This window comes from Bradyrhizobium sp. UFLA05-153, assembly GCF_054185185.1.
Window position 1 is genome coordinate 18,819 of the sequence record NZ_JBBIAM010000045.1, and the last position, 19,642, is coordinate 38,460.

Below are 19,642 nucleotides of genomic sequence, written 5' to 3' on the forward strand. Positions count from 1 at the left end.
TTGACGTTGCATGCGTCCACAGGTTGTTGTTTCATGGGACTTGTCGGGAATGGGCTGCGGTTTTGGGGTTAGTTGCTTCGTGACGTTCGTTGGATCGACTTGCCTCAGGGGCGGCGCCGGCATTGTCATCGTCACATTTCTGACATTGGTCGGCGGGCCAACGTTGGGTCCTGCCTGGGCCGCGCCGGCCCTGAGCCGCGTCTCGCGGGCCCCTCTGACGCCGCAGCCAAGTCAGCCGTTGCCGGGACGCCCGCTGCCACAAATGCGGCCAAAGACGCCGCCGACCTCGCAGCGGCCAATCACGTTCTATGTCGTCAAAGGAGGGCCCGATGCCTGCGGCCGCGGCTGCGACCGCTGGATCGCTGCAGAAGGCACAATCGACGCCGGAGCCGCGCCGCGGTTTCGCAAATTCCTGCAAAAGGTTCCCGATCGCCGCCTGCCGATCTATTTCGCCTCACCCGGCGGCAATCTGGATCAGGCTGTTGCGATGGGTGCCATGCTCCGGGAGCGGGCCGCGGTGGCGCGGGTCGGGCGGACGATGGCGGAAGAGTGTGGCTTCGAGGCGCAGGACAGTGACGTATGTCTGAAGGTGAAGGCCGCGGGGCGCGAATTGCATGGTGACCTCTCCACCCGCGGGGCAGTCTGCGCCTCGGCCTGTCCTTATGTGATGCTGGGAGCTGCGACACGGGAGATTGCACCGGATGCCGTGCTCGGGGTGCACTCGCCGAAGGTCGTGACGCATTTCCGGGTCGAGGCGCCGACAGCGGAGATGCGCGCGGCAGCCACCAGGCGCGGCCTCGATCGGGCCGAGCAGTTGCTGACGAGTTACATCACAAAAATGGGCGTCGACCTCGGCCTGCTCAGGCTTGCCGACACCGTGAGATATGAGGACATGCACATGCTCACGCGCGATGAGATCGTGCGGTTCGGCATCGACCGGCGCGAGCACGTGGAAACGCCGTGGCTGTTCGAATTCGGCATGCGCAGCATGGTCCAGAAGGTTGTCGCCGAGCGGAATGACACCGACAAATCCTTTCGCCTGATTGCGTGGCGCCTCACATGCTTCGACCTCGATCGTTTCGCGCTCGAGTTCCGGCGTCCTGCGGCGTCCGCGGCCAGCCCTACCTCGGTTCGCGTGGCGCTGGGAAGCGCAAACTCGCTGGCGCTCATCTCGATTCCAGTCAAGCTGCAGGGATTTGAGTTCTGGGGCACGCAATTCAGGAAGGCCACGCTGCTTTCGCTGTCGGATGCGCCACACTTCGATTTCACGGAGGCGGCGCAGGGGCAGGACGGCGCCGGGCCATCCCGCACCAGCCGGCTCTCGAACGAAGGGCTCACGGTGGCGCTCGACCGGCTGCTCGCTACCTGCGCGCCGGCGAAGGTGAACACGGCTGGTGCGCGCAGCGACATCGTGGATCCGGCGAAATAGACATGGTCGGACCTTCCGCGCCGTGCCGATGCTACCTACATGCACCTGCATGAAATCCGATCCCGCTTCCCGCCGCTTCGCGCCAACCGCCCTGATGCTTGGAAATGTCGTCACCGGCTGCGCGGTGCTCGCGCCGGCCGGAATGCTCCCTGAATTGTCGTCGGAGCTCGACATCAGCATCCGCACAGCGGGCCTTCTGATCACCTTCGGCGCCATCACGCTCTGCATCGGCTCGCCCCTGACGGCGTGGCTGACCAGTCGGATCGAGCGGCGCATGCTGCTCACCGCAACGCTGGCGCTGCTTGCCGTCGGCAATATCGGCTCGGCCCTCGCACCCGACTATACGAGCCTGCTCGCCATTCGCCTGTTGATGCTCGCGATCGGCGCGCTCTATACCCCGCAGGCCGCAGGCACTGCGGCGATCATCGTGCCGGTCGAAAAGCGTGGCAGCACGATCGCTTATGTGTTTCTTGGATGGTCGATTGCCGCGGCCGTCGGGCTGCCGCTGATCACCTTCATCGCCAGCCGTTACGGTTGGCGGGCATCCTACGGCGCGATTGGCGCGCTCGGCTGCCTCAGCTTCCTGCTGTTGCTGTGGCGGCTGCCGGAGGGGTTGAAGGGCACGCCGGTCGATCTGAAGACCTGGGGCGAAGTCGGGCGCAATCGCACCATCGTGCTGCTGCTTGCGATCACCATGCTGCAGATGTCCGGGCAGTTCGTGATCTTCACCTTCATGGGGCCGCTCCTGAACAAGCTGACGGATGCCAGTCCCGATGCGGTCGGTCTGGCCTTCGGCGTCTACGGTATCTGCGGCTTCCTCGGCCTCCTCATTGCCACGCGGATCGTCGATACCTGGGGGCCCTACAGGACCTCGGTTCTGTTCACGAGCCTGTTGCTCGCGGGCATCGCCGGATGGGCGCTCGGCGCCGGCAGTTTGGCACTGATGATCCTCTCGGTCGCGATCTGGGGGCTGGGCTTTGCCTCGACCAACTCGATGCAGCAGGTGCGCCTGGTCGCGGCAGCGCCGTCGCTGGCGCCGGCCACCGTCTCGCTCAATACGTCCGTGCTCTATGTCGGGCAGGCCGTGGGCTCCGCAGCGGGCGGGGCCTTGTTCGCGCGCGATCTCTTGCACACCATCGGCTTCGTGGCGGCCGGCTTCGTCGTTCTCGCGCTTGCCGTTGTCGGGTTGACCCGGCCCCGGCAGGCCGTGGCGACGGCCGCGGCATAGTGCAAAGCCCGTCACATCCGGCTTTTCTCCTCAGCGGACGCTTGGCAAACCGCGCAGGAGGGCGCTAGAAGGCGAGGGTTGGGGACCAACGAGAGCTGACTGACATGAGGATGATTCTGGCGCTTGTCGCGGTGCTGTATTCGGCCGCCGCTTTTGCGCAAACCGACACGCCGATGGTTGGCGACAAGCCGCTGGTGCAGGTCAAGCCCAAGGGGGCCAGCAAGGGTACCATGGAGGCGGCGGCCAAGGGCAAACCGGAGGCGGCCGCGCCCAAGGGCAAGCCGCAGTCCACCGCGGTCAGGCTGCAGGCCTGTCTCGATCTCGACGACGGCACCAAGGACCGGCTCAACTGCTACGACGGGGTGATCCCGCCCCAGCCGAAGCCGAAGCCCGCAAAGGCGAAGGGCGTCGCCGACTGCCGCTTCTTCAAGGAAGAGGACGAGCGCTTGGCCTGCTTCAACGGCTTTGCGGAAAGCATCCCGAAGCTCCCCAAGAACTGATTGGTGCCTGATCAGAGAAGCGTGCTGACCCGCGGCTAGTCGCTGATCCGGGTCAGCACGGCCCGGAATGCGACGCCGGGAAGCTGCAGAGCGCTGCCCTCGAATTCCGCCATCTCGCCGTCTTCCCGGCCGCTGAGCGTGAGGGTGATCCTGTCCGTTCCGAACAGCGGGCGGAAGGTCGGGTCGTCGTTGTAGCGCTCAGTCGAGATCTTGACCTTGATGCTCTCGCCTTCGCCCGTATACGTGCCGATGAAAGCGAAAGCGGAATTGCCGCCGCGGAGCTTGCCGTCCGTCACATAGAGCACCCCGCACCCCGTGCCGTGCACGGTGTGAAAGTTGGCCTTGTAGAGTCCCTCACGCAACTTCAGCCCCTTACCGAATCCCCAGCCCACGTTATGGGCATCGTCAGGGGAAACAATCCCGGGCACTCCGGGGGCTCGGGCCATCAACATCACATTTTGATCAGCAGGCGGCACCTTGGAGTGTGGTGGCGCGAGCAGCGATCGCCGGGCTAGCGGCTCGATGAGGATGGCGCACTCGCGGCCACGCGTGTCAGCGCCAGCGACGGTGTCGCCGACATCTTGACGAGCACGTCCTTCAGGGGATTCTGCGTCCAGGCGCGGGTCACGTAGTCGCGATGCCTGATGCCGTCGCCGGTCTCGACGAACACCACGCTGCCGGGACGCAAGGGGCCGTCCATGTCCTCCGAGACGCTGATGCCCTTTTGTCGGAGCATGCTCATCAGCTCGCGATCGCGCCGCGCGGTGTAGTGGGTGTACGAGCTGACGAAGAAGCCGGAGCGGTGGCTCTCGATCCAGGAGGCGAACTTGTCGAGCTCGCCATAGACCGCGTCGAGCAGCACGACGCCGCGAACGCGGTCGCTGATGCCGCCGACATCGAGGCTCCAGGCGGTCGGCAGGAAGCCGCCGCTGTAGCCGACGATGACGATCGGCATGTTGGCGAAGGCGCGCGCGCTGTTCGGATCGCCATAGAGGCGGGCGAGATGCTGGCTCGACTCCTCCATGAAGCGCTTGAGCCCGCCGGGCTGCCAGAACTTGCCGGCGCTGGAATCGGCGGCGTCGACCGCCATCTGCGGTGCAAGCAGCACGGCGTTGGCGCCGGACTCGGAGATTTGCTGCGGCACCAATTGCCGGTCGCGCACGTCGCGCTCGAGCGTCGCGCCGTTGCCGTGGAAGAACACAACGATCACGCCAGGCTTGCGCACGTCGAAATGCTCGGGAACGTGCACGAGCACGCGGTTGTCATTGTAGGTTTCGTCCTGCCAGAACACCCGTCCCGAATAGCTGCGATGGCCGCGGCGATCGCCCTTGGAGATGTTGAGGAAGGGCGCGTCGGAGGCGGGATTGTTGCCGAAATACGGGAAGGCGGACGATTTCATGCTGACGAGCGTCGTCAGGTCGTCGCGTTGCGGACGTTGATAGGGCACCTGCGGCTCGAGCGAGGCGACCTTGTAGCGGGCGGGCGCCGGCTCCTGCACCGCGCGCTTCGGCGAGAAGTCCGACATCTGCCGTTGCAGAAAGCTTTCGCTTGCCGAGGGGAAGCGCTCCTTGAACTGCGGGGCCGGGAAGCGATCCTCGAACGTGTCGCCGCTTGCGACTTGCGTGCTGGTCTTGGCGACGATCTGGGTATTGGCCTCGGAGGTTGCCTGGGAGTTCGCCGCCAGCATCGCCGGGTTGGGCGCCTTGCCGCATTGAACCAGCGTCAGCGAGAGCGGCACCAGGACTGAGGCGAGGCCGATCCGGCAGGCAAATCGAAACGCACGACGATGCATGCCGGGCGATCTCGCCCGGTCAGCACTCATGGCTGTTTCGACTCTCGGATCGGCCCCGACCATCCACCCACTAACCCCAAGGCAATCGGCTATCTTGAGCTAGTTGAGCCGACTGGCGTTTAGGCGACGTTAAGCTTAAGCTTCCGGAGAAAACTCCCCACATCCGGAACGCTTGAAATAACCACGCAATCGTGTCGCGATTGTGGGGAGGGGGAGCCGGCCTTCGCAGCTCCGCAGCAGATTTATTGCATGGCAAGGTACATGTGTGGTGCTGAGATACCGCGTTCGATTGCCTCATTTAGCCCTTGTTAACCCTGCTTGAATTGACTGGACCAATCTGCACGATGCTTGGGAGAGGCGCGAGGCCTCAGCTAAGGACGGCGATGACGGCATCAGATGCGGGAAGCGCGGCGTGGACGGGCCGGCGTCTCGGAAGCGGGGCCGGCGTTTCCGTCCTCGTGGCGACTGCGATTGTCGTCGCCGACATGGTCGGCGTCGGGGTGTTCACGAGCCTCGGCTTCCAGGTCAAGGACATCCCGTCCGGCTTCTCGATCCTGCTGCTGTGGACGGTCGGCGGCATTGTCGCGCTATGCGGTGTGTTCTCCTACAGCGAACTCGGCGCGATGTTTCCGCGCTCGAGCGGCGAGTACAATTTTCTCGGCCGCGCCTATCATCCCGCATTCGGTTTTCTCGCCGGCTGGGTCTCGGCGACCGTCGGCTTTGCCGCACCGGTCGCGCTCGCGGCGATGGCGTTCGGCCAATATGCGAAGTCGGTCATTCCGGCCTTGCCGCCGATTCCGCTGGCCATCGGCGTGGTGTGGCTGGTGTCGATCGTGCAGCTAACCGGCGTCAAACACTCATCGACCTTTCAGCTCGTCTCGACGATTCTGAAAGTCATTCTGATCGTGGCTTTCCTGGTCGCGGGCTTTGCGATCGGGGTGCGGCAGCCGGTATCGTTCGTGCCGGCGGCGGGCGACTTCGGCCACATCACCAGTGCGCCTTTCGCGATCGGGCTCGTCTTCGTGATGTACTCCTTCTCCGGCTGGAACGCGGCGACCTACATCATCGGCGAGCTGCACATGCCGCAGCAGAGCCTTCCGCGCGCGCTGCTAGCGGGCACGCTGATCGTGATGGTGCTCTATGTGGCGCTGAACGCGGTCTTTCTCTACGCAACCCCGATCGACAAGCTCGCCGGCCAGCTCGAGGTCGCGAGCATCAGCGGCGCTGCCATCTTCGGCGACCTCGGCGGCCGCATCGTCGGCACCATGATCTGCATCGGCCTGATCTCCTCCATCAGCGCGATGATGTGGATCGGTCCGCGCGTCATGATGACGATGGGCGAGGACATTCCTGCGCTCCGCGTGTTCTCCCGGAAATCGGCGAGCGGCGCGCCGGCCTATGCCATCCTGTTTCAGCTCGCGGTCGCCAACCTCCTGCTCTTCACGCGCAGCTTCGAGGCGGTGCTCGACTTCATCCAGTTCGCGCTGTTGTTCTGCTCGTTCTTCACCGTGCTCGGGGTGATCAAGCTGCGCTTTACGGATCCCGCCTTGCCGCGGCCCTACCGCGCCTGGGGGTACCCGGTCACGCCGGTGGTTTTCCTGCTCGTGACCGCCTTCATGATGTACTATCTGCTGACCGAGCGGCCGGTTCAGTCGCTGTCGAGCATGCTGATCATGCTCTCGGGCCTGTTGATCTACGCCATATTCCGCAGGCGGCCGGACGCCGCTGCAACCTCACACAATCGCGAATAGACATGTTTCGACCCATGAAGATCGCGGCTGTCGCCTTCACCTTGTTGTTCGCGGTCGTAACCCCCGCACGTGCGGCCGGCACCGTCACGGCCGACGACACGGCGCGCTTCCTCGCGGGCATGCAGCCATCCGCGGAGTCTCCGCTTGTGGCGCTGACCAGGGATCCGTCCTGGCAGCGTCACGCCAAGTTCTTCGACGGCGCCTTCGCCCAGCTCGAGCAGCGCCAGCTTTCGAAGATCCGCGCCTGGTCCGACGTCAATCTGGCCGCGCCCAGGCCGACCATGTTCTACATGTTCTCGGGGCCGGATTTCCTCTACGCCGACGCATTCTATTCCAAGGCGAGCACCTACGTGCTTGGCGCGCTCGAGCCGGTCGGCAACGTTCCCGACCTGACGCGTGTGCCGCGGGGCGCGATCGCGCCCGCGCTCTACAATGTCGAGCGCTCGCTTGGCTCGATCCTCAGCTTCAGCTTCTTCATCACCAAGCACATGAAGGTCGACTTGCACGCCAACGAGGTCAACGGCACCTTGCCGATCCTCTACGTTTTCCTGGCGCGTTCGGGGAAGACGATCCGCAACGTCGAGATGATCTCGATCGACGACAAGGGCGGCCTGCATGTCGCAGGCGAAAACGTAGGTCCGAACGCCACCCACGGCGTGCGCATCACCTTCGCCGGCAGCGATGGCGAGGCGCGGACGCTGTATTACTTCTCGACGGATCTCTCCAATTCCGGCGCGCGCGCGGCCGGCTTCCTGAAATTCTGCGAGACGCTCGGACCCGGCAACAGCCTGCTCAAGAGCGCGTCGTATCTCCTGCATGCCGGGAACTTCACGACCGTGCGCGACTGGCTGCTTGCCAACAGCGCCACCATCATCCAGGACGATTCCGGCGTTCCGCTCGCGAACTACAATGCGCGGCAATGGCGGTTCTTCCCGTTCGGGCGCTATCTCGGCCCGATTGCGGAATTTCCAGGCCGCTATCAGGAACGCTATGCCGAGCTCTTCACGCGTGCCCAGCCGATCGATTTCGGCATCGGCTATCGCTGGCGCATGAACGAATCGAACCTGCTGCTGTCGGTGAAGGTGCCGGGAAGCGAGGCCGTGCCGGCCGAGACCACCTCGTGGGCTGAACCGCCGCCAAAGCCGGTCCGTCCGAAGCGGCCGCGTCCGCCCGAGCCGATCCCGCCGCCGCCCGGACGCTTCTTCTGGTTTCGCTAAAGCGCGATGAGATCGCGCTTCAGGTTATTTGTTTGAGCATGATCTCCGCGCAAACGCGTTCCGCGTTTGTCGCGAGGAAACCGCTTCACACTTTCCGGATCATGCTTCTAGCTACCAGTGAACGCTCTGGCTCGGAACGATGAAGGCCGTCGTGCTTGGCGGGGTTGCGAGGCTCGTTGCCAGGTACCAGCCGGAGCCGAGGACGAGGGTGAGCAGCGCGATGATGGCGAGCAGGTCGATGGTCCTGCTGTCGTGACCATGGGGGCTGATTTTCCAGCGCATTGTTGCTTCCTCCCGATTGGGAGCATCACAACAACGCGATCGTAGCATCCGCGGTTCCCTGCACGTCAGAGATGCAGGGCACGCTTGGAAGCGGTGCGACGAAATCAGGGAGCGTTGACGCCGCGCCAGCGTCCATAGCGCCAGGGCAGATACCAGCGTGCGCCTTGCGGGGCTGTCAGCGGCACGTTGTCGATGCCTGACGTTCCGAACGGGTGGCAGCGCAACAGCCGCGCGAGCGTCATCCAGCCACCGGCCCAGAGTCCGAAACGTTCGATCGCCTCATCGCCATAGGCCGAGCAGGTCGGCAGGTGGCGGCAGTTGTAGCCGACGAGCGGGGACAGCGTGTGTCGGTACAGCCAGATCAGCCCGCGTCCGACAATGCGCGGCAGCCGCAGCAGCGATGCGACGATGGTGCGATCCGGTTCTGACGCTGAACGCTTCATGTGCGCCTTGCTGCGAAGCTGTGCGAGGTGTTGCGCGGTTCCAGCGCAGGGAACAGCAAGCCGTTGCGCGGACGCCATATTTTGCATGCTTTTAGGGGGCAGTGCAGCAAGTACCTATGGACGATCTGTATTCCCCCGGATACATTTTTTGTGACGGCCGTGTGATACAGAGTCGGACGTTGCATGGGGCTTGCCTGATCGCTTTTGAGGCTTGGGGAAGGAACCACGTTGAGACTTCTGAAGTCGCTTGATCTTCGCGGCTGGTTGCTTGTGGGAACCGCTGCTTGTTGCGTCGCGCTGACGGGCGCGGTCGCGACCTTCAGCTCTTCCGCGCATGCCGGCGGTACGCTCGAAGAGCGCAAGCTGCCCATGAAATTCAATTGGATTGCATGCGAGCCGAACTGCCGCGGCTGGGTCAGCGCCGTCGGCATCATCACAGCCGATACGCCGAAGGATTTTGAGGATTTTGCCCGCGGGCGCCAGCTTGGCGGCGCGACCGTGGTGCTCGACTCCAGCGGTGGTTCCGTCAACGACGCGATCACGCTTGGGCGGCGCTTCCGTAACCTCGGCCTTTTGACCACCGTCGGCATCAGCGTGCAGAACCGCGGCGGGCAGGGCGCGCGTCCAGTAGTCGCGCCCGAGGCGTATTGCGAGTCCATGTGCGTGTTCCTGCTGCTGGCCGGCAAGACGCGTTTCGTGCCGGAAGCGGCCCATGTCCGCGTGCATCAGATCTGGATGGGCGACCGCGCCGACGACGCGCGGGCCGCAAGCTACAGCGCGCAGGACTTGATGATCGTCGAGCGCGACATCGGCCGGCTCGCCAAGTACACCTTCGATATGGGCGGCGCCGGCGACTTGCTGTCGCTCGCATTGAATGTGCCGCCGTGGGAAGATCTGCACGAATTGGATGCGGCCGAGCTCAAGCTCACCAATGTAGTAACGACGGATGCCGCTTCTGACGTGCTGCCGCATGTCGATGTCTCGGCCCCTGCGATGGCGGACGCTGCGCCGAAGGCGCAGGATCGCTTTGCGGCGGAACCGGAGCAGCAGGTCAGGTCGACCAAGACGGCGGAAGCAATGGTGGCGACAGGCGGTGCGTCGGCGCCTGGCCCGGCGTCACAGAAGTAGTCTCATCTCTCAATGTCATTCCGGGGCGTCGCACAGCGACGAACCCGGAATCTCGCGCCCGAACCTCTGGATTCCGGGTTCGCGCTGGCGCGTGCCCCGGAATGACGTCGTTGGGGGAGGCTCAGTCCTGCGCCGCGGCCGGCTGTTTCGTCTTCGCTTCGATCTGGCCGATGGCGTCGACGACGGCATCGAAGGTCAGCAGTGTCGAAGCGTGGCGTGCCTTGTAGTCGCGGACCGGCTCGAGGAACTTGATCTCGGCCCATTTTCCGTCCGGCGGGGTGCCATTTTCCTTCAGCATCTTGCGAACGGCTTCGCGTAACTCACGGAGTTCGCTCGCAGTCGAGCCGACCACGTGACTTGCCATGATGGATGAAGACGCCTGTCCGAGCGCGCAGGCCTTCACGTCGTGGGCGAAGTCGGTGACGGTGTCGCCGCTCATCTTGAGATCGACCTTCACGGTCGAGCCGCACAGCTTGGAGTGAGCGGTGGCGCTGGCGTCGGGATCGGAGAGGCGACCCAGACGCGGGATATTCCCGGCCAGTTCGATGATCCGCTTGTTATAGATGTCGTTCAGCATGTGATGGAGTCCGAGACCTTCCGGGCGGCTTCCGGCGGGATCGGCCTTGGCGGCCGCCGTCCTCGGTCTTATATAGGGTTGGAACTGGCGGAAAAACAGCCCGGTGGCCTTGTCGGCGGTGGTCGAGCACCCCGCATCCGACGTAGAGGCGAGGGCGGTTGATCGCCTCAATTTGGTTGTTCTCTCAGGCGTCCGGCGGCTTGACCGCCCCGTCTGCCGGTGACACTCCGGCCGCAAGGCCGTCGAACGGAGTTGACATGGACGCGTTGATCAAACCCATCCGCCCGAGCAAGCCTTCCGACAAGCAGGTCGATCGACCCGCTGAGCTTGATCCTGCAGAATTTCTCGCGGCCGCCGTCCGTGCCGACCAGCCGCGCCCAGCGCGCGCCGAGGCCGAGCAGGCGGTGAAGACGCTGCTCGCCTATATCGGCGAGAACACCGACCGCGAGGGTCTGCTCGACACGCCGCGCCGCGTGGTCGAGGCCTTCGACGAGCTCTATCAGGGCTACCACCAGTGCCCGGCCGAAGTGCTGGACCGCACCTTCGGCGAGACCGCCGGCTATGACGACTTCGTGCTGGTGCGTGACATCGAGTTCACCTCGCAGTGCGAGCATCACATGATGCCGTTCTACGGCAAGGCACACATCGCCTACACGCCGGTCGAGCGCGTCGTGGGCCTGTCCAAGCTCGCGCGGCTGACCGACATTTTCGCCCGCAGGCTCCAGACCCAGGAGCATCTGACCGCGCAGATCGCGGCCGCGATCGACGAGATCCTGAAGCCCCGCGGCGTTGCGGTGCTGGTCGAGGCCGAGCATACCTGCATGTCGGTGCGTGGCGTCGCCAAGCATGGCGCGATGACGTTCACCAGCCGCTTCACCGGCATGTTCCGCGACAATCCGGCGGAGCAGGCCCGCTTCCTGTCCCTGGTGCGAGGCTCACAGCGCTGACCCTCGCCATGAATTTGCGAGAGGTCTCGTGTCCACGCACTCCCACGACATCGAGGAAGGGCTGAGCTTCCAGCCCAAATTCGACGCGGCCGGTCTCGTCACCTGCGTGGCAACGGATGCCGCGACCGGCGACGTGCTGATGGTCGCCCACATGAACGACGAGGCGCTGCGCAAGACGATTGCGACCGGCGAGGCCTGGTACTTCAGCCGCTCGCGTAACGCCTTGTGGCGAAAAGGTGAGACGTCAGGTCAAACCCAGCGAGTCGTCGAGATACGCACCGATTGCGACCAGGACGCGGTCTGGATCCGGGTCGAGCAGGTTGGCGCGGCCTGCCACACCGGTCGCCGGTCGTGCTTCTACCGCAAGGTGGAGGCCGATGGCGGAAGCGCGAAGCTCGTCTTCGTCGAGGCCGAGCGGCTGTTCGATCCGGGCGCGGTCTATAAGAAATAACCTCCGTCATTCCGGGTCCATCGCCGGGTGATGCCCCGGAATGACGGGGGATGAGAAATTAACTCCGCATTAACCATACCTGTCCCACCGTGAGACGACATGACGCCGAATTGCCGGCGTCATCAACGCCGCGCGGAGCGGGGCTGCGCAACATGTCGGTCGACAATTCTAGTGCCACGACGACGGCGGGGATCGATCCGTCGCGGGCGCGTGTGACCGGCGCGATCAAACAGGCCTCCAATCTCACCGGTGTCAGCTTCGAATACATGCTGACCACCGCCAAAATGGAATCGGATTTCAATCCGACCGCGGGTGCGTCGGCCTCGTCCGCGCACGGGCTCTATCAGTTCATCGACCAGACCTGGCTCGGCACCGTGAAGGAGGCCGGCACCCAGCTCGGCTACGGCAGCTATGCCGATGCCATCACCAGGACTTCCTCCGGCAGCTACACGGTCACCGACCCGACCATGCGGAGCTCGATCATGAAGCTGCGCGATGATCCGCAGGCCGCATCGAGCATGGCCGCCGTGCTGACGCAGTCGAACAGCTTCAAGCTCACGGGCCTGCTCGGCCGCCGTCCGAGCGACAGCGAGCTCTATATGGCGCACTTCATGGGCGTCGGCGGCGCGGCCAAGCTGATTGCCAACGCCGAGGACAATCCGCAAGCCGTGGGCGCGCGGCTGTTTCCCAATGCGGCCGCGGCCAACCGTTCGATCTTCTACGCCAGGGACGGCCGCGCGCGCAGCGTCTCCGAAGTCTATTCGGTGCTGGATTCACGCTATGCCAGCGCAGCGAATTCGAAATCGACGCGGAGCGCAATGGCGATGTACGGCGACACGCGGTCGACGACGCAGGTCGCGAGCGCAAACGGCGTGCAGCCCACGCCGCTGATCGACAACGCCGCCTATCTCCAGACCTTCCCGGACACGCGCGTGGCCACACCCGGCAGCGCGACCTCGGCAACAACGGTGGCGGACAATTCGCCGGGCACACCGGTGTTTCGCTCGATCTATCAGCCCGGCGACAGCACGCAGCCCGTCTCGGCCACGGTGCAGAAATTGTGGGGCAATAACGCCTCGCTCACGTCAGTTACGAATACGACGCCCGACGTTCGCGCGCCGCAGCCGCTCGACCTCTTTAGCGATCGCAGCGGCACCTTCTCGAGCTAGTCTCGCGCTGCAAAATTTGCAGCCCTTAACAAAACGTCAATAAAACCAGTCGGTTATGGTGAACGCTTTGTTAAGCGTCGTGGTTTATTTTGTCTTGCAGGTGACGGGGCGCCGTCGCGTTTGGTTGCGTAGGCCGGGGCACAATGATCGTTCGGCAGTTTATCAATTGGATCAGAACCGCGTCCGCCGGTGAGCGGGCAGAGGCAACACGGGCTTTGGCCCGTGCCTGGTTGATTTCAGATCTTTCCCACGACGATCGCGTCGCCGCCGAAGGCGCGCTGTTGATGCTGCTCGACGATCCGTCGCCGCTGGTGCGCCAGGCCATGGCGGAGGCGTTTGCACGCTCGACGGAGGCGCCAGCGGCCATCGTCCAGGCGCTGTCGACCGACCAGCCCTCGGTCGCGCTTCCCGTGCTCGAACATTCGCCGCTCCTGATCGATGCCGACCTCGTCGACATCGCCGCGACCGGAAATTGCGAGGTGCAATGCGCCATCGCCCGCCGCATCGCGCTGCCGGCGTCGGTCTGTGCCGCGATCGCCGAGGTCGGCTGCGCGGCGGCCGCGCTCGAGCTGATCGAAAATCCCTATGCCGAGCTCGCGCCGTTCTCCTGGGATCGCATCGTCGAGCGTCACGGCCATCTCGCCGCGATCCGCGAGGCGCTGCTGGTGCTCGAGGATCTGCCCGCGGCCACGCGCGCGGCGCTGGTCGCAAAGCTCTCCGAAACGCTGGCGCAGTTCGTGATCGCCCGCAACTGGCTGAGTGCCGATCGCGCCGAGCGCATCGCGACCGAGGCCCGCGACCGCTCCACCGTCAACATCGCGGCGCGCTCGCGTGGTGAAGATATGCAAGGCCTCGTACGCCACCTGCGCGCGACGTCGCAGCTCACGGCCGGCCTGATCCTGCGCGCGCTATTGTCGGGCAATCTCGAATTGTTCAATGCGGCGCTTGCGGAATTGTCGGAGCTGCCGCCGGCGCGCGTGGCAGCATTGCTGCATGATCGCGGCGGAGCCAGCCCGCATGCGCTGCTGCGCCGCGCGGGTTTTCCGGAATCGACCTTCGCGGCGTTCCAGGTCGCGCTTGAGGCCTGCCACGAGAACGGTTTTGTCGACAGCCACGATGGCGCTGCGCGGCTGCGCAGGCGCATGGTCGAGCGCGTGCTCACCCATTGCGAGACCGATCGCGGCGCGACCGAGCCGCTGCTGATCCTGCTGCGCCGCTTCGCGACCGAGTCGGCGCGCGAGGAAGCGCGCCTGTTCTGCGACGAGCTCGTCGCGGAGGAGGCGATCGCGCCGCTGTATGATGATTTGATCGCGGCGTAGCGATAGCCGTTGCCAAGGCGAACAAGCAACAAAATTCCGTCATTGCGAGGAGCGTAGCGACGAAGCAATCCAGGCTGTTTGCGAGGAGGGATTCTGGATTGCTTCGCGGAGCCTGTCATCGGGCCGCGCTACGCGCGGACCCGGTGGCTCGCAATGACGGGGAGTGGCCGGAACGTTATTCTCCCGGCACGATGCTCGGCGCCAGAATCGCTTCGAGATGCTCGGGGCGGTCGCGGTTGACGTGGGCGAGATAGTCGTCGGCAACGCTGCGCAGGCGGCGGCTGAGCTCGCTCGAGACGCTCAGGCTGTCGAGCTTGGTGTTCTCGTGCACGATGGCCTGAATGGCGTTGATGTGGTGCGAGAATAGCTCGCTCGGCACCCTGGCGAGATCCGGCGCATGCTCGATGACGCGGCACAGGCTTTCGGCGATGACCGCGGCGGACGGATAACCGAACGTCGCGGCATCGCCCTTGATGTCGTGGGCCGCACGAAACAGCTCGTCGCGCGCCTCCCTGGTGAAGCCGTCCGTCTGCACGGCCGCGTAGGCCGCAGCCAGCCGTCCGGCTTCGACCGCCATCCAGTCCTTGAACTCCCCGGAGAGTCCGGCGAGCGCCTGCTCGGCGCGACCGACCGGATCGTCCATGTCCTTCTCTCCGACCCGGCGCAGCACCTTGCGCAGCGGATTGGGCTGCGTGATCAATTGGTGGGTGGCGAAGGCCTTGACCTCGATGTCTCTGGGGCTGTTCTTGGCCATGATGCCTGCCTCGATGGTTGAGAACGCTCGCTAGATGGAGGACCGCGCTTTGTCGAGCAGCGAAGGCTGCTGCAGCACCTCGTGCTTTTCGCCGACGCGGCGTTCGGGGCCCATATAGGCGGAGCTGGTGTTGCGGCGGCGATCGGGCCCGAAATAGGTCTTGGTCTTGATGAAGGGCCGGGGGTTGGCGACCACGTTCAGGATGCGCTGGTAGAGGCCCTTGGCGGAGATCGGCTTGGCCAGGAATTCGGTGACGCCGGCATCGCGCGCCACGGTGACGCGGCGTTTTTCGGAGTGACCTGTCAGCATGATGATCGGCGCGTAGGGGTTACCCTTGGATTCCGGCTGCCGGATCATCTGCGCCAGCTCGAGCCCGTCGAAGATCGGCATCGCCCAGTCCGTGATGACGATGTCGGGCACGTAGTGGCTGTACATTTCGAGCGCGGTCGCGCCGTCTTCGGCCTCATAGACCTCGCGTGCGCCGAAGGAGTGCAACAGCGTCCGCAGGATGCGGCGCATGTGCGGATTGTCGTCGCAGACGAGGAAGCGCAGCTTGTTGAAATCGATGCGGAACATGACGCCCAGGCCGAAGCGGTCAAACTTCGTTAACCATATCGCGTCCGAGGTTAATGAAGCGTTGCCTCCCGCCTGCCGAGGCTGGTGCTAGTAGCCGAACTGCTCGCGCAGGATCCGCTCTTCCAGGCTGTGGCCGGGGTCGAACAGCATCCGCATCGAGATGGTCTTGTCGGACAGCACCTCGACGCGGCGCACGTCGCGCACCTCGTCATGGTCGGCGACCGCCGCCACGGGGCGCTTCTCGCAATCGAGCACCTCGAACACGACATAGGCCGTGTTGGGAAGAAGGGCGCCGCGCCAGCGGCGCGGACGGAAGGGGCTGATCGGCGTGAGGGCGAGCAGGGCGGCGTTGATCGGCAGGATCGGCCCCTGCGCTGAGAGATTGTATGCGGTCGAGCCAGCAGGTGTCGCCACCATGATGCCGTCGGCCATCAGTTCGGACATGCGCTCATGCTCGTCGACCAGGATCTTCAGCCGCGCCACCTGATAGGTCTGACGAAACAGGGCGACCTCGTTGATGGCGTGATGAATGTGAACCGCGCCCTGCACGTCGGTGGCGCGCATCAGCAGCGGATGGATCACGGACACATGTGCGGCCTCGAGCCGCACGCGCAGGTCGACCGTCGAGAATTCGTTCATCAGGAAGCCGACAGTGCCGCGGTGCATGCCGTAGATCGGCTTTCCCGTGCGCATGTTCTGGTGCAGCGTTTGCAGCATGAGCCCGTCGCCGCCGAGCGCCACGACGACGTCGGCTTCATCGGGTGCGCAATTGCCGTACAACCCGGTCAGTTGCGTATAGGCTTCCTGGGCCTCGGTGCCCGCGCTGGCGACGAAGGCGATCCGATCATATCGCTTGGGCTTTGTCATGTAATCGCGGGGCTCGAAAGGGTCAGGCCGGCTCGAAAAGGTGTGCCGAGTCGTCCTATACGACCTCGGCCGTTCTTGTCGAGCGTGACCCCGCGCCATGGCAAACGGTCAATACGCCGTGATGCCGCGCGTTTGTCGTAATCTTGTGCTACAGCCTGTAGCGGACAACAGGGAGTGAGCAACGTGACCATCACATCGCCGGCGCTTCGCCGCGGGGGGCTTTTGCTGGCGCTCCTCGCCTTTGCCACTCTCGGCCCGGCCCGAGCGGACGATCCGCCCCGTCCCGAGGCGACGGCGCCGGCTGGCCAGAAGGGCGGCGGGCGCGGCGGCAACGTGCAAAATGCGCAGCAAAATCCTCCTGTAACGGCCGAGCAGCATCGCTTGCCGCCGGACTCCACCACCCGGCAGACGCTCGAGCTGCCTGGGCGAACGCTGGCCTTCGCCGCGACCGCAGGCTCGATCCGCCTGTTCGACGACAAGGGCGAGCCGCAGGCCGAGATCGCCTACACCTCTTACCAGCTCGACGGCACCGACCGCGCCATGCGCCCGGTGACGTTCTTCTTCAACGGCGGACCCGGCGCATCGTCGGCCTGGCTACAGCTCGGCAATGCCGGTCCCTGGCGGCTGCCGATCAATGCCGACGAGGTCACGCCGTCGACCTCTCCGGAGGTGAAGCCAAATGCGGAGACCTGGCTCGATTTCACCGACCTCGTCTTCATCGATCCGGTCGGGACCGGCTATAGCCGCTTCGTGGCGACCGGTGAGGATGTCCGCAGGCGGTTCTATTCCGTCGACGGCGATGTCAGCGCGCTCGCGCTGGTGATCCGCCGCTGGCTCGAGAAGCACGACCGGCTGCTGTCGCCGAAATATGTCGCGGGCGAAAGCTATGGCGGCATTCGCGGGCCGAAGGTCGTACGCCAGTTGCAGATGCAGCAGGGCGTCGGCGTCAAGGGCCTGATCATGGTCTCGCCGCTGTTCGACTTCCGCGAGTTCACCGGCACCAGCCTTCTGCAATACGTCGCAACGCTGCCCAGCTATGCCGCGACCGTGCGCGAAGCCAAGGGGCCGGTGAAGCGAGCCGATCTCGCCGACGTGGAAGCCTACGCGCGCGGCGAGTTCTTGGCCGACCTCGTCAAAGGCGAGGCGGACAGGGAGGCGGCCACGCGTCTGGCCGACAAGGTCGCCGCGCTGACCGGAATCGACCAGGCGGTGAGCCGCAGGCTCGCGGGCCGCTTTGACGTCGGCGAATTCCGCCGCGAGCTCGACCGCAAGAACGGTAAGGTAACCGGCCGCTACGATGCCTCCGTGCGTGGCTTCGATCCCTATCCGGATTCCAGCAGCTTCCGCTTCGGCGATCCCTCGGGCGACGCGCTTCAGGCGCCACTGACCAGTGCCGCCGTCGACCTCCTCACGCGCAAGCTGAACTGGCGGCCGGATGGCTCCTATGAGGTGCTCAACGGCGCAGTCGAACGGGCCTGGGATTTCGGCCACGGCATCAATCCCGCGCAGTCGGTGTCGGAGCTGCGCCAGATCCTCGCAACGGACTCGAAGATGACGGTGTTGGTCGGACACGGCATGTTCGACCTCGCCACGCCCTATTTCGGCTCGCAGATCGTGCTCGACCAGTTGCCTGCCTTTGCGTCGGCGCCACGGGTAAAACTCGTGGTCTATCCTGGCGGTCACATGTTCTACTCGCGCGATGCGTCGCGGCAGGCATTTCGCGCCGAGGTCGAGGCGATAATCAAACAGTAGGCCGGCGTTTCCGCGGCGTATATTTGTGCGCGATCTCGCGGGCGATGACGCTCTCCGGCTTGACGTTGATGCCGGCGAGCCAGATGTCGCGGATCTTGCCGCGCTTGTCGCGGATACGGCGCACCGGCTCACCATGGCTGGCGTAGCCCGCGGCTGCGGCGAAGGTGCCGGAATCGCGGCCGGTGACTTCGATCTCGGCCGCATCCATGAACGGATTGTTGAAGTGCGGATTGGCGACCACGACGCGGTTGCCCATCGGCACGAGATCGACCGCGCCCCAGATCGTCCACCAGCGGCCCGTCCAGTCGCGTGACCGCCGGTCAGGCGTCCAGCGGCTCTGGAATGCACGCAGGATCTGCATCGCGCCGTCCATCCAAATCGGCGCCGCGCCGTCGATGCAGTTGCTGAGCATGGTGATAGCGAGCTCGCAGGCCGGAATGGAGCACGTCCTTGAGACGTAGCCCTGGAAGCCGCCGCTATGACCGAACCAGTCCCAGCCGTCGTCCCTGCTGGCGTTGACGCCGAGGCCATAATAGCACTCGAAGCTCTGGGGAATGCGCCAATGGTGCCGCGTCATTTCGCGGCGGCTCGCGACCGATAGCACGCTCTTCCTTGCGTTGGGCGCGAGCTGCGCGAAGAAGCGGGCAGTGTCGGCGGCGGTTGCAACGAAGCCGGCGGCGGACGTCATCGCGTGGGTGGGGTTGTCGCCGGGAATAACGCTGCGCTCGCCGAGCGGTAGCTTGCGCGTATGGCCGCGGGCGAACGGCGCGCCCTTGGCAAGCGGCGCGCTCGGCTCGGTCTCGCGCAGGCCGGCAGCCGCGATGATCTCGCGCTTGATCCAGGCAGGGTAAGGCTCTTTCGTGACGGCTTCGATCACAAGACCGATCAGGCCAAAGCCGTGATTAGAGTACTTGAAGCGTGTGCCGGGATCGATCGCCGTGGGCGTTCGCAGCTCGGCCAATAATTCCTTCTCGTTGAGGTAGGGACGGCTGTCGATGAACTGGCCGGAGTCGGCGCCGTCGCGCGTGAGGCCTGCGCTATGGGAGAGCAGCTGTGCGATCGTCGTCTCGGCAACACGCGGATGCAAGCCGCCGACATATTGGCCCACGGTGTCGTCGAGCCGCAGCTTGCGCTGCTCGCGCAGTTTCAGGATGCCGGCGGCGGTGAAGCTCTTGGAATGCGAGGCGATGCGAAAGCGGTGCCGCGGCGTCAGCTTTTCGCCGGTGTCGAGATCGGCAAGGCCGAAGGCATGCTCGGCGACGACTTCGCCGCGATGGGTGATCGCGATGATGAGGCCCGGCTGTTGCGATCCGACCAGCTGAAACTCGATCCATGAGCCGATGTAGTCGATCGCGGCTCGTAACCACGCATCCATTGCACACCATACGCGAAGGAGAGGTTCTTCGCGAAAGCTAGCCGACAAGACAGAACCGGCGCAACCCCCGAGAGTTGCGCCGGTT

20 protein-coding genes are annotated in these 19,642 nt (G+C 64.8%); 11 read left to right on the plus strand and 9 right to left on the minus strand.

Going from position 1 to position 19,642, the window contains the following annotated elements; genetic code table 11:
* Nucleotides 1–262: 262 nt before the first annotated feature.
* From Q2941_RS25160 to Q2941_RS25170, 3 genes are all read left to right on the plus strand, one after another.
* Entirely contained in the window at nucleotides 263–1,429 is a 1,167-nt protein-coding gene (locus tag Q2941_RS25160) for a COG3904 family protein (protein WP_458194027.1), read from the plus strand.
* 49 nt (nucleotides 1,430–1,478) lie between these two features.
* Nucleotides 1,479–2,657, plus strand: coding sequence for an MFS transporter (locus Q2941_RS25165; protein ID WP_458194028.1), 1,179 nt, complete (start codon nucleotides 1,479–1,481; stop codon nucleotides 2,655–2,657).
* A 104-nt stretch (nucleotides 2,658–2,761) separates the two neighbouring features.
* Nucleotides 2,762–3,157 carry a hypothetical protein gene (locus tag Q2941_RS25170; protein WP_254111803.1) on the plus strand — a complete coding sequence of 132 codons (396 nt, stop codon included), beginning with the start codon at nucleotides 2,762–2,764 and terminating at the stop codon, nucleotides 3,155–3,157.
* A gap of 35 nt (nucleotides 3,158–3,192) precedes the next feature.
* On the opposite strand, the gene Q2941_RS25175 is transcribed toward Q2941_RS25170, so the two are convergent.
* Nucleotides 3,193–3,585: a hypothetical protein gene (locus Q2941_RS25175; protein WP_458194029.1), complete on the minus strand. Its 393-nt coding sequence runs from the start codon at nucleotides 3,583–3,585 to the stop codon at nucleotides 3,193–3,195.
* Nucleotides 3,586–3,668: 83 nt separating this feature from the next.
* Nucleotides 3,669–4,979, minus strand: coding sequence for an alpha/beta hydrolase (locus tag Q2941_RS25180; protein WP_458194030.1), 1,311 nt, complete (start codon nucleotides 4,977–4,979; stop codon nucleotides 3,669–3,671).
* A gap of 353 nt (nucleotides 4,980–5,332) precedes the next feature.
* Here Q2941_RS25180 and Q2941_RS25185 point away from each other — a divergent pair, with 353 nt between their 5' ends.
* Both Q2941_RS25185 and Q2941_RS25190 read left to right on the plus strand, forming a co-directional pair.
* Nucleotides 5,333–6,700 carry an APC family permease gene (locus Q2941_RS25185; protein ID WP_027525640.1) on the plus strand — a complete coding sequence of 456 codons (1,368 nt, stop codon included), beginning with the start codon at nucleotides 5,333–5,335 and terminating at the stop codon, nucleotides 6,698–6,700.
* Nucleotides 6,701–6,702: 2 nt separating this feature from the next.
* Nucleotides 6,703–7,917: a hypothetical protein gene (locus Q2941_RS25190; protein ID WP_458194031.1), complete on the plus strand. Its 1,215-nt coding sequence runs from the start codon at nucleotides 6,703–6,705 to the stop codon at nucleotides 7,915–7,917.
* Nucleotides 7,918–8,028: 111 nt separating this feature from the next.
* On the opposite strand, the gene Q2941_RS25195 is transcribed toward Q2941_RS25190, so the two are convergent.
* Both Q2941_RS25195 and yidD read right to left on the minus strand, forming a co-directional pair.
* Nucleotides 8,029–8,199 carry a hypothetical protein gene (locus Q2941_RS25195; protein WP_198031851.1) on the minus strand — a complete coding sequence of 57 codons (171 nt, stop codon included), beginning with the start codon at nucleotides 8,197–8,199 and terminating at the stop codon, nucleotides 8,029–8,031.
* 104 nt (nucleotides 8,200–8,303) lie between these two features.
* Nucleotides 8,304–8,642 carry a membrane protein insertion efficiency factor YidD gene (yidD, locus tag Q2941_RS25200; RefSeq protein ID WP_027525638.1) on the minus strand — a complete coding sequence of 113 codons (339 nt, stop codon included), beginning with the start codon at nucleotides 8,640–8,642 and terminating at the stop codon, nucleotides 8,304–8,306.
* A 228-nt stretch (nucleotides 8,643–8,870) separates the two neighbouring features.
* On the opposite strand from yidD, the gene Q2941_RS25205 reads away from it, so the two are divergent.
* On the plus strand, nucleotides 8,871–9,770 hold the full coding sequence (locus tag Q2941_RS25205; protein ID WP_027525637.1) for a COG3904 family protein: 900 nt from the start codon (nucleotides 8,871–8,873) through the stop codon (nucleotides 9,768–9,770).
* A gap of 121 nt (nucleotides 9,771–9,891) precedes the next feature.
* On the opposite strand, the gene Q2941_RS25210 is transcribed toward Q2941_RS25205, so the two are convergent.
* Nucleotides 9,892–10,347: an iron-sulfur cluster assembly scaffold protein gene (locus Q2941_RS25210; RefSeq protein WP_027525636.1), complete on the minus strand. Its 456-nt coding sequence runs from the start codon at nucleotides 10,345–10,347 to the stop codon at nucleotides 9,892–9,894.
* Between the two features lie 257 nt (nucleotides 10,348–10,604).
* On the opposite strand from Q2941_RS25210, the gene folE reads away from it, so the two are divergent.
* The 4 genes from folE to Q2941_RS25230 all read left to right on the plus strand — a co-directional run bounded on the left by folE (nucleotide 10,605) and on the right by Q2941_RS25230 (nucleotide 14,233).
* A complete protein-coding gene (gene folE, locus Q2941_RS25215; protein ID WP_027525635.1) occupies nucleotides 10,605–11,294 on the plus strand; it encodes a GTP cyclohydrolase I FolE in 690 nt (229 codons plus the stop codon).
* Between the two features lie 28 nt (nucleotides 11,295–11,322).
* Nucleotides 11,323–11,745 carry a phosphoribosyl-AMP cyclohydrolase gene (gene hisI, locus Q2941_RS25220; RefSeq protein WP_027525634.1) on the plus strand — a complete coding sequence of 141 codons (423 nt, stop codon included), beginning with the start codon at nucleotides 11,323–11,325 and terminating at the stop codon, nucleotides 11,743–11,745.
* A 152-nt stretch (nucleotides 11,746–11,897) separates the two neighbouring features.
* Nucleotides 11,898–12,914 carry a lytic transglycosylase domain-containing protein gene (locus tag Q2941_RS25225; RefSeq protein ID WP_458194032.1) on the plus strand — a complete coding sequence of 339 codons (1,017 nt, stop codon included), beginning with the start codon at nucleotides 11,898–11,900 and terminating at the stop codon, nucleotides 12,912–12,914.
* A 143-nt stretch (nucleotides 12,915–13,057) separates the two neighbouring features.
* Nucleotides 13,058–14,233, plus strand: coding sequence for a DUF2336 domain-containing protein (locus Q2941_RS25230; RefSeq protein ID WP_458194033.1), 1,176 nt, complete (start codon nucleotides 13,058–13,060; stop codon nucleotides 14,231–14,233).
* A gap of 175 nt (nucleotides 14,234–14,408) precedes the next feature.
* Here the strand turns inward: Q2941_RS25230 and Q2941_RS25235 are convergent, their stop codons facing one another.
* The 3 genes from Q2941_RS25235 to Q2941_RS25245 form a co-directional block, all read right to left on the minus strand.
* Entirely contained in the window at nucleotides 14,409–14,987 is a 579-nt protein-coding gene (locus Q2941_RS25235) for an Hpt domain-containing protein (RefSeq protein WP_254111810.1), read from the minus strand.
* Between the two features lie 30 nt (nucleotides 14,988–15,017).
* Nucleotides 15,018–15,563, minus strand: a complete 546-nt coding sequence (locus Q2941_RS25240) for a response regulator (protein ID WP_027525630.1) — start codon at nucleotides 15,561–15,563, stop codon at nucleotides 15,018–15,020.
* An 87-nt stretch (nucleotides 15,564–15,650) separates the two neighbouring features.
* Nucleotides 15,651–16,430, minus strand: a complete 780-nt coding sequence (locus tag Q2941_RS25245) for an NAD kinase (RefSeq protein ID WP_027525629.1) — start codon at nucleotides 16,428–16,430, stop codon at nucleotides 15,651–15,653.
* Nucleotides 16,431–16,619: 189 nt separating this feature from the next.
* On the opposite strand from Q2941_RS25245, the gene Q2941_RS25250 reads away from it, so the two are divergent.
* Entirely contained in the window at nucleotides 16,620–18,182 is a 1,563-nt protein-coding gene (locus Q2941_RS25250; RefSeq protein WP_027525628.1) for a S10 family peptidase, read from the plus strand.
* Here the strand turns inward: Q2941_RS25250 and Q2941_RS25255 are convergent.
* The gene (locus Q2941_RS25255) at nucleotides 18,172–19,557 is read right to left on the minus strand and encodes a serine hydrolase domain-containing protein (RefSeq protein WP_458194034.1); all 1,386 of its coding nucleotides are present in this window, start codon (nucleotides 19,555–19,557) and stop codon (nucleotides 18,172–18,174) included. The two genes, Q2941_RS25250 and Q2941_RS25255, sit on opposite strands and share 11 nt — an antisense overlap.
* Nucleotides 19,558–19,642 lie beyond the last annotated feature (85 nt).

Bases quoted from the DNA above. Each gene is read 5' to 3' on its own strand.
- Q2941_RS25190 (WP_458194031.1), top strand. From the start codon at position 6,703: ATGTTTCGACCCATGAAGATCGCGGCTGTCGCCTTCACCTTGTTGTTC.
- Q2941_RS25235 (WP_254111810.1), bottom strand. From the start codon at position 14,987: ATGGCCAAGAACAGCCCCAGAGACATCGAGGTCAAGGCCTTCGCCACC.
- Q2941_RS25245 (WP_027525629.1), bottom strand. From the start codon at position 16,430: ATGACAAAGCCCAAGCGATATGATCGGATCGCCTTCGTCGCCAGCGCG.
- Q2941_RS25230 (WP_458194033.1), top strand. From the start codon at position 13,058: ATGATCGTTCGGCAGTTTATCAATTGGATCAGAACCGCGTCCGCCGGT.
- folE (WP_027525635.1), top strand. From the start codon at position 10,605: ATGGACGCGTTGATCAAACCCATCCGCCCGAGCAAGCCTTCCGACAAG.
- Q2941_RS25170 (WP_254111803.1), top strand. From the start codon at position 2,762: ATGAGGATGATTCTGGCGCTTGTCGCGGTGCTGTATTCGGCCGCCGCT.
- yidD (WP_027525638.1), bottom strand. From the start codon at position 8,642: ATGAAGCGTTCAGCGTCAGAACCGGATCGCACCATCGTCGCATCGCTG.
- Q2941_RS25180 (WP_458194030.1), bottom strand. From the start codon at position 4,979: ATGAGTGCTGACCGGGCGAGATCGCCCGGCATGCATCGTCGTGCGTTT.
- Q2941_RS25195 (WP_198031851.1), bottom strand. From the start codon at position 8,199: ATGCGCTGGAAAATCAGCCCCCATGGTCACGACAGCAGGACCATCGAC.
- Q2941_RS25225 (WP_458194032.1), top strand. From the start codon at position 11,898: ATGTCGGTCGACAATTCTAGTGCCACGACGACGGCGGGGATCGATCCG.
- Q2941_RS25160 (WP_458194027.1), top strand. From the start codon at position 263: ATGCGGCCAAAGACGCCGCCGACCTCGCAGCGGCCAATCACGTTCTAT.
- Q2941_RS25185 (WP_027525640.1), top strand. From the start codon at position 5,333: ATGACGGCATCAGATGCGGGAAGCGCGGCGTGGACGGGCCGGCGTCTC.
- Q2941_RS25240 (WP_027525630.1), bottom strand. From the start codon at position 15,563: ATGTTCCGCATCGATTTCAACAAGCTGCGCTTCCTCGTCTGCGACGAC.
- Q2941_RS25210 (WP_027525636.1), bottom strand. From the start codon at position 10,347: ATGCTGAACGACATCTATAACAAGCGGATCATCGAACTGGCCGGGAAT.
- Q2941_RS25255 (WP_458194034.1), bottom strand. From the start codon at position 19,557: ATGGATGCGTGGTTACGAGCCGCGATCGACTACATCGGCTCATGGATC.
- Q2941_RS25165 (WP_458194028.1), top strand. From the start codon at position 1,479: ATGAAATCCGATCCCGCTTCCCGCCGCTTCGCGCCAACCGCCCTGATG.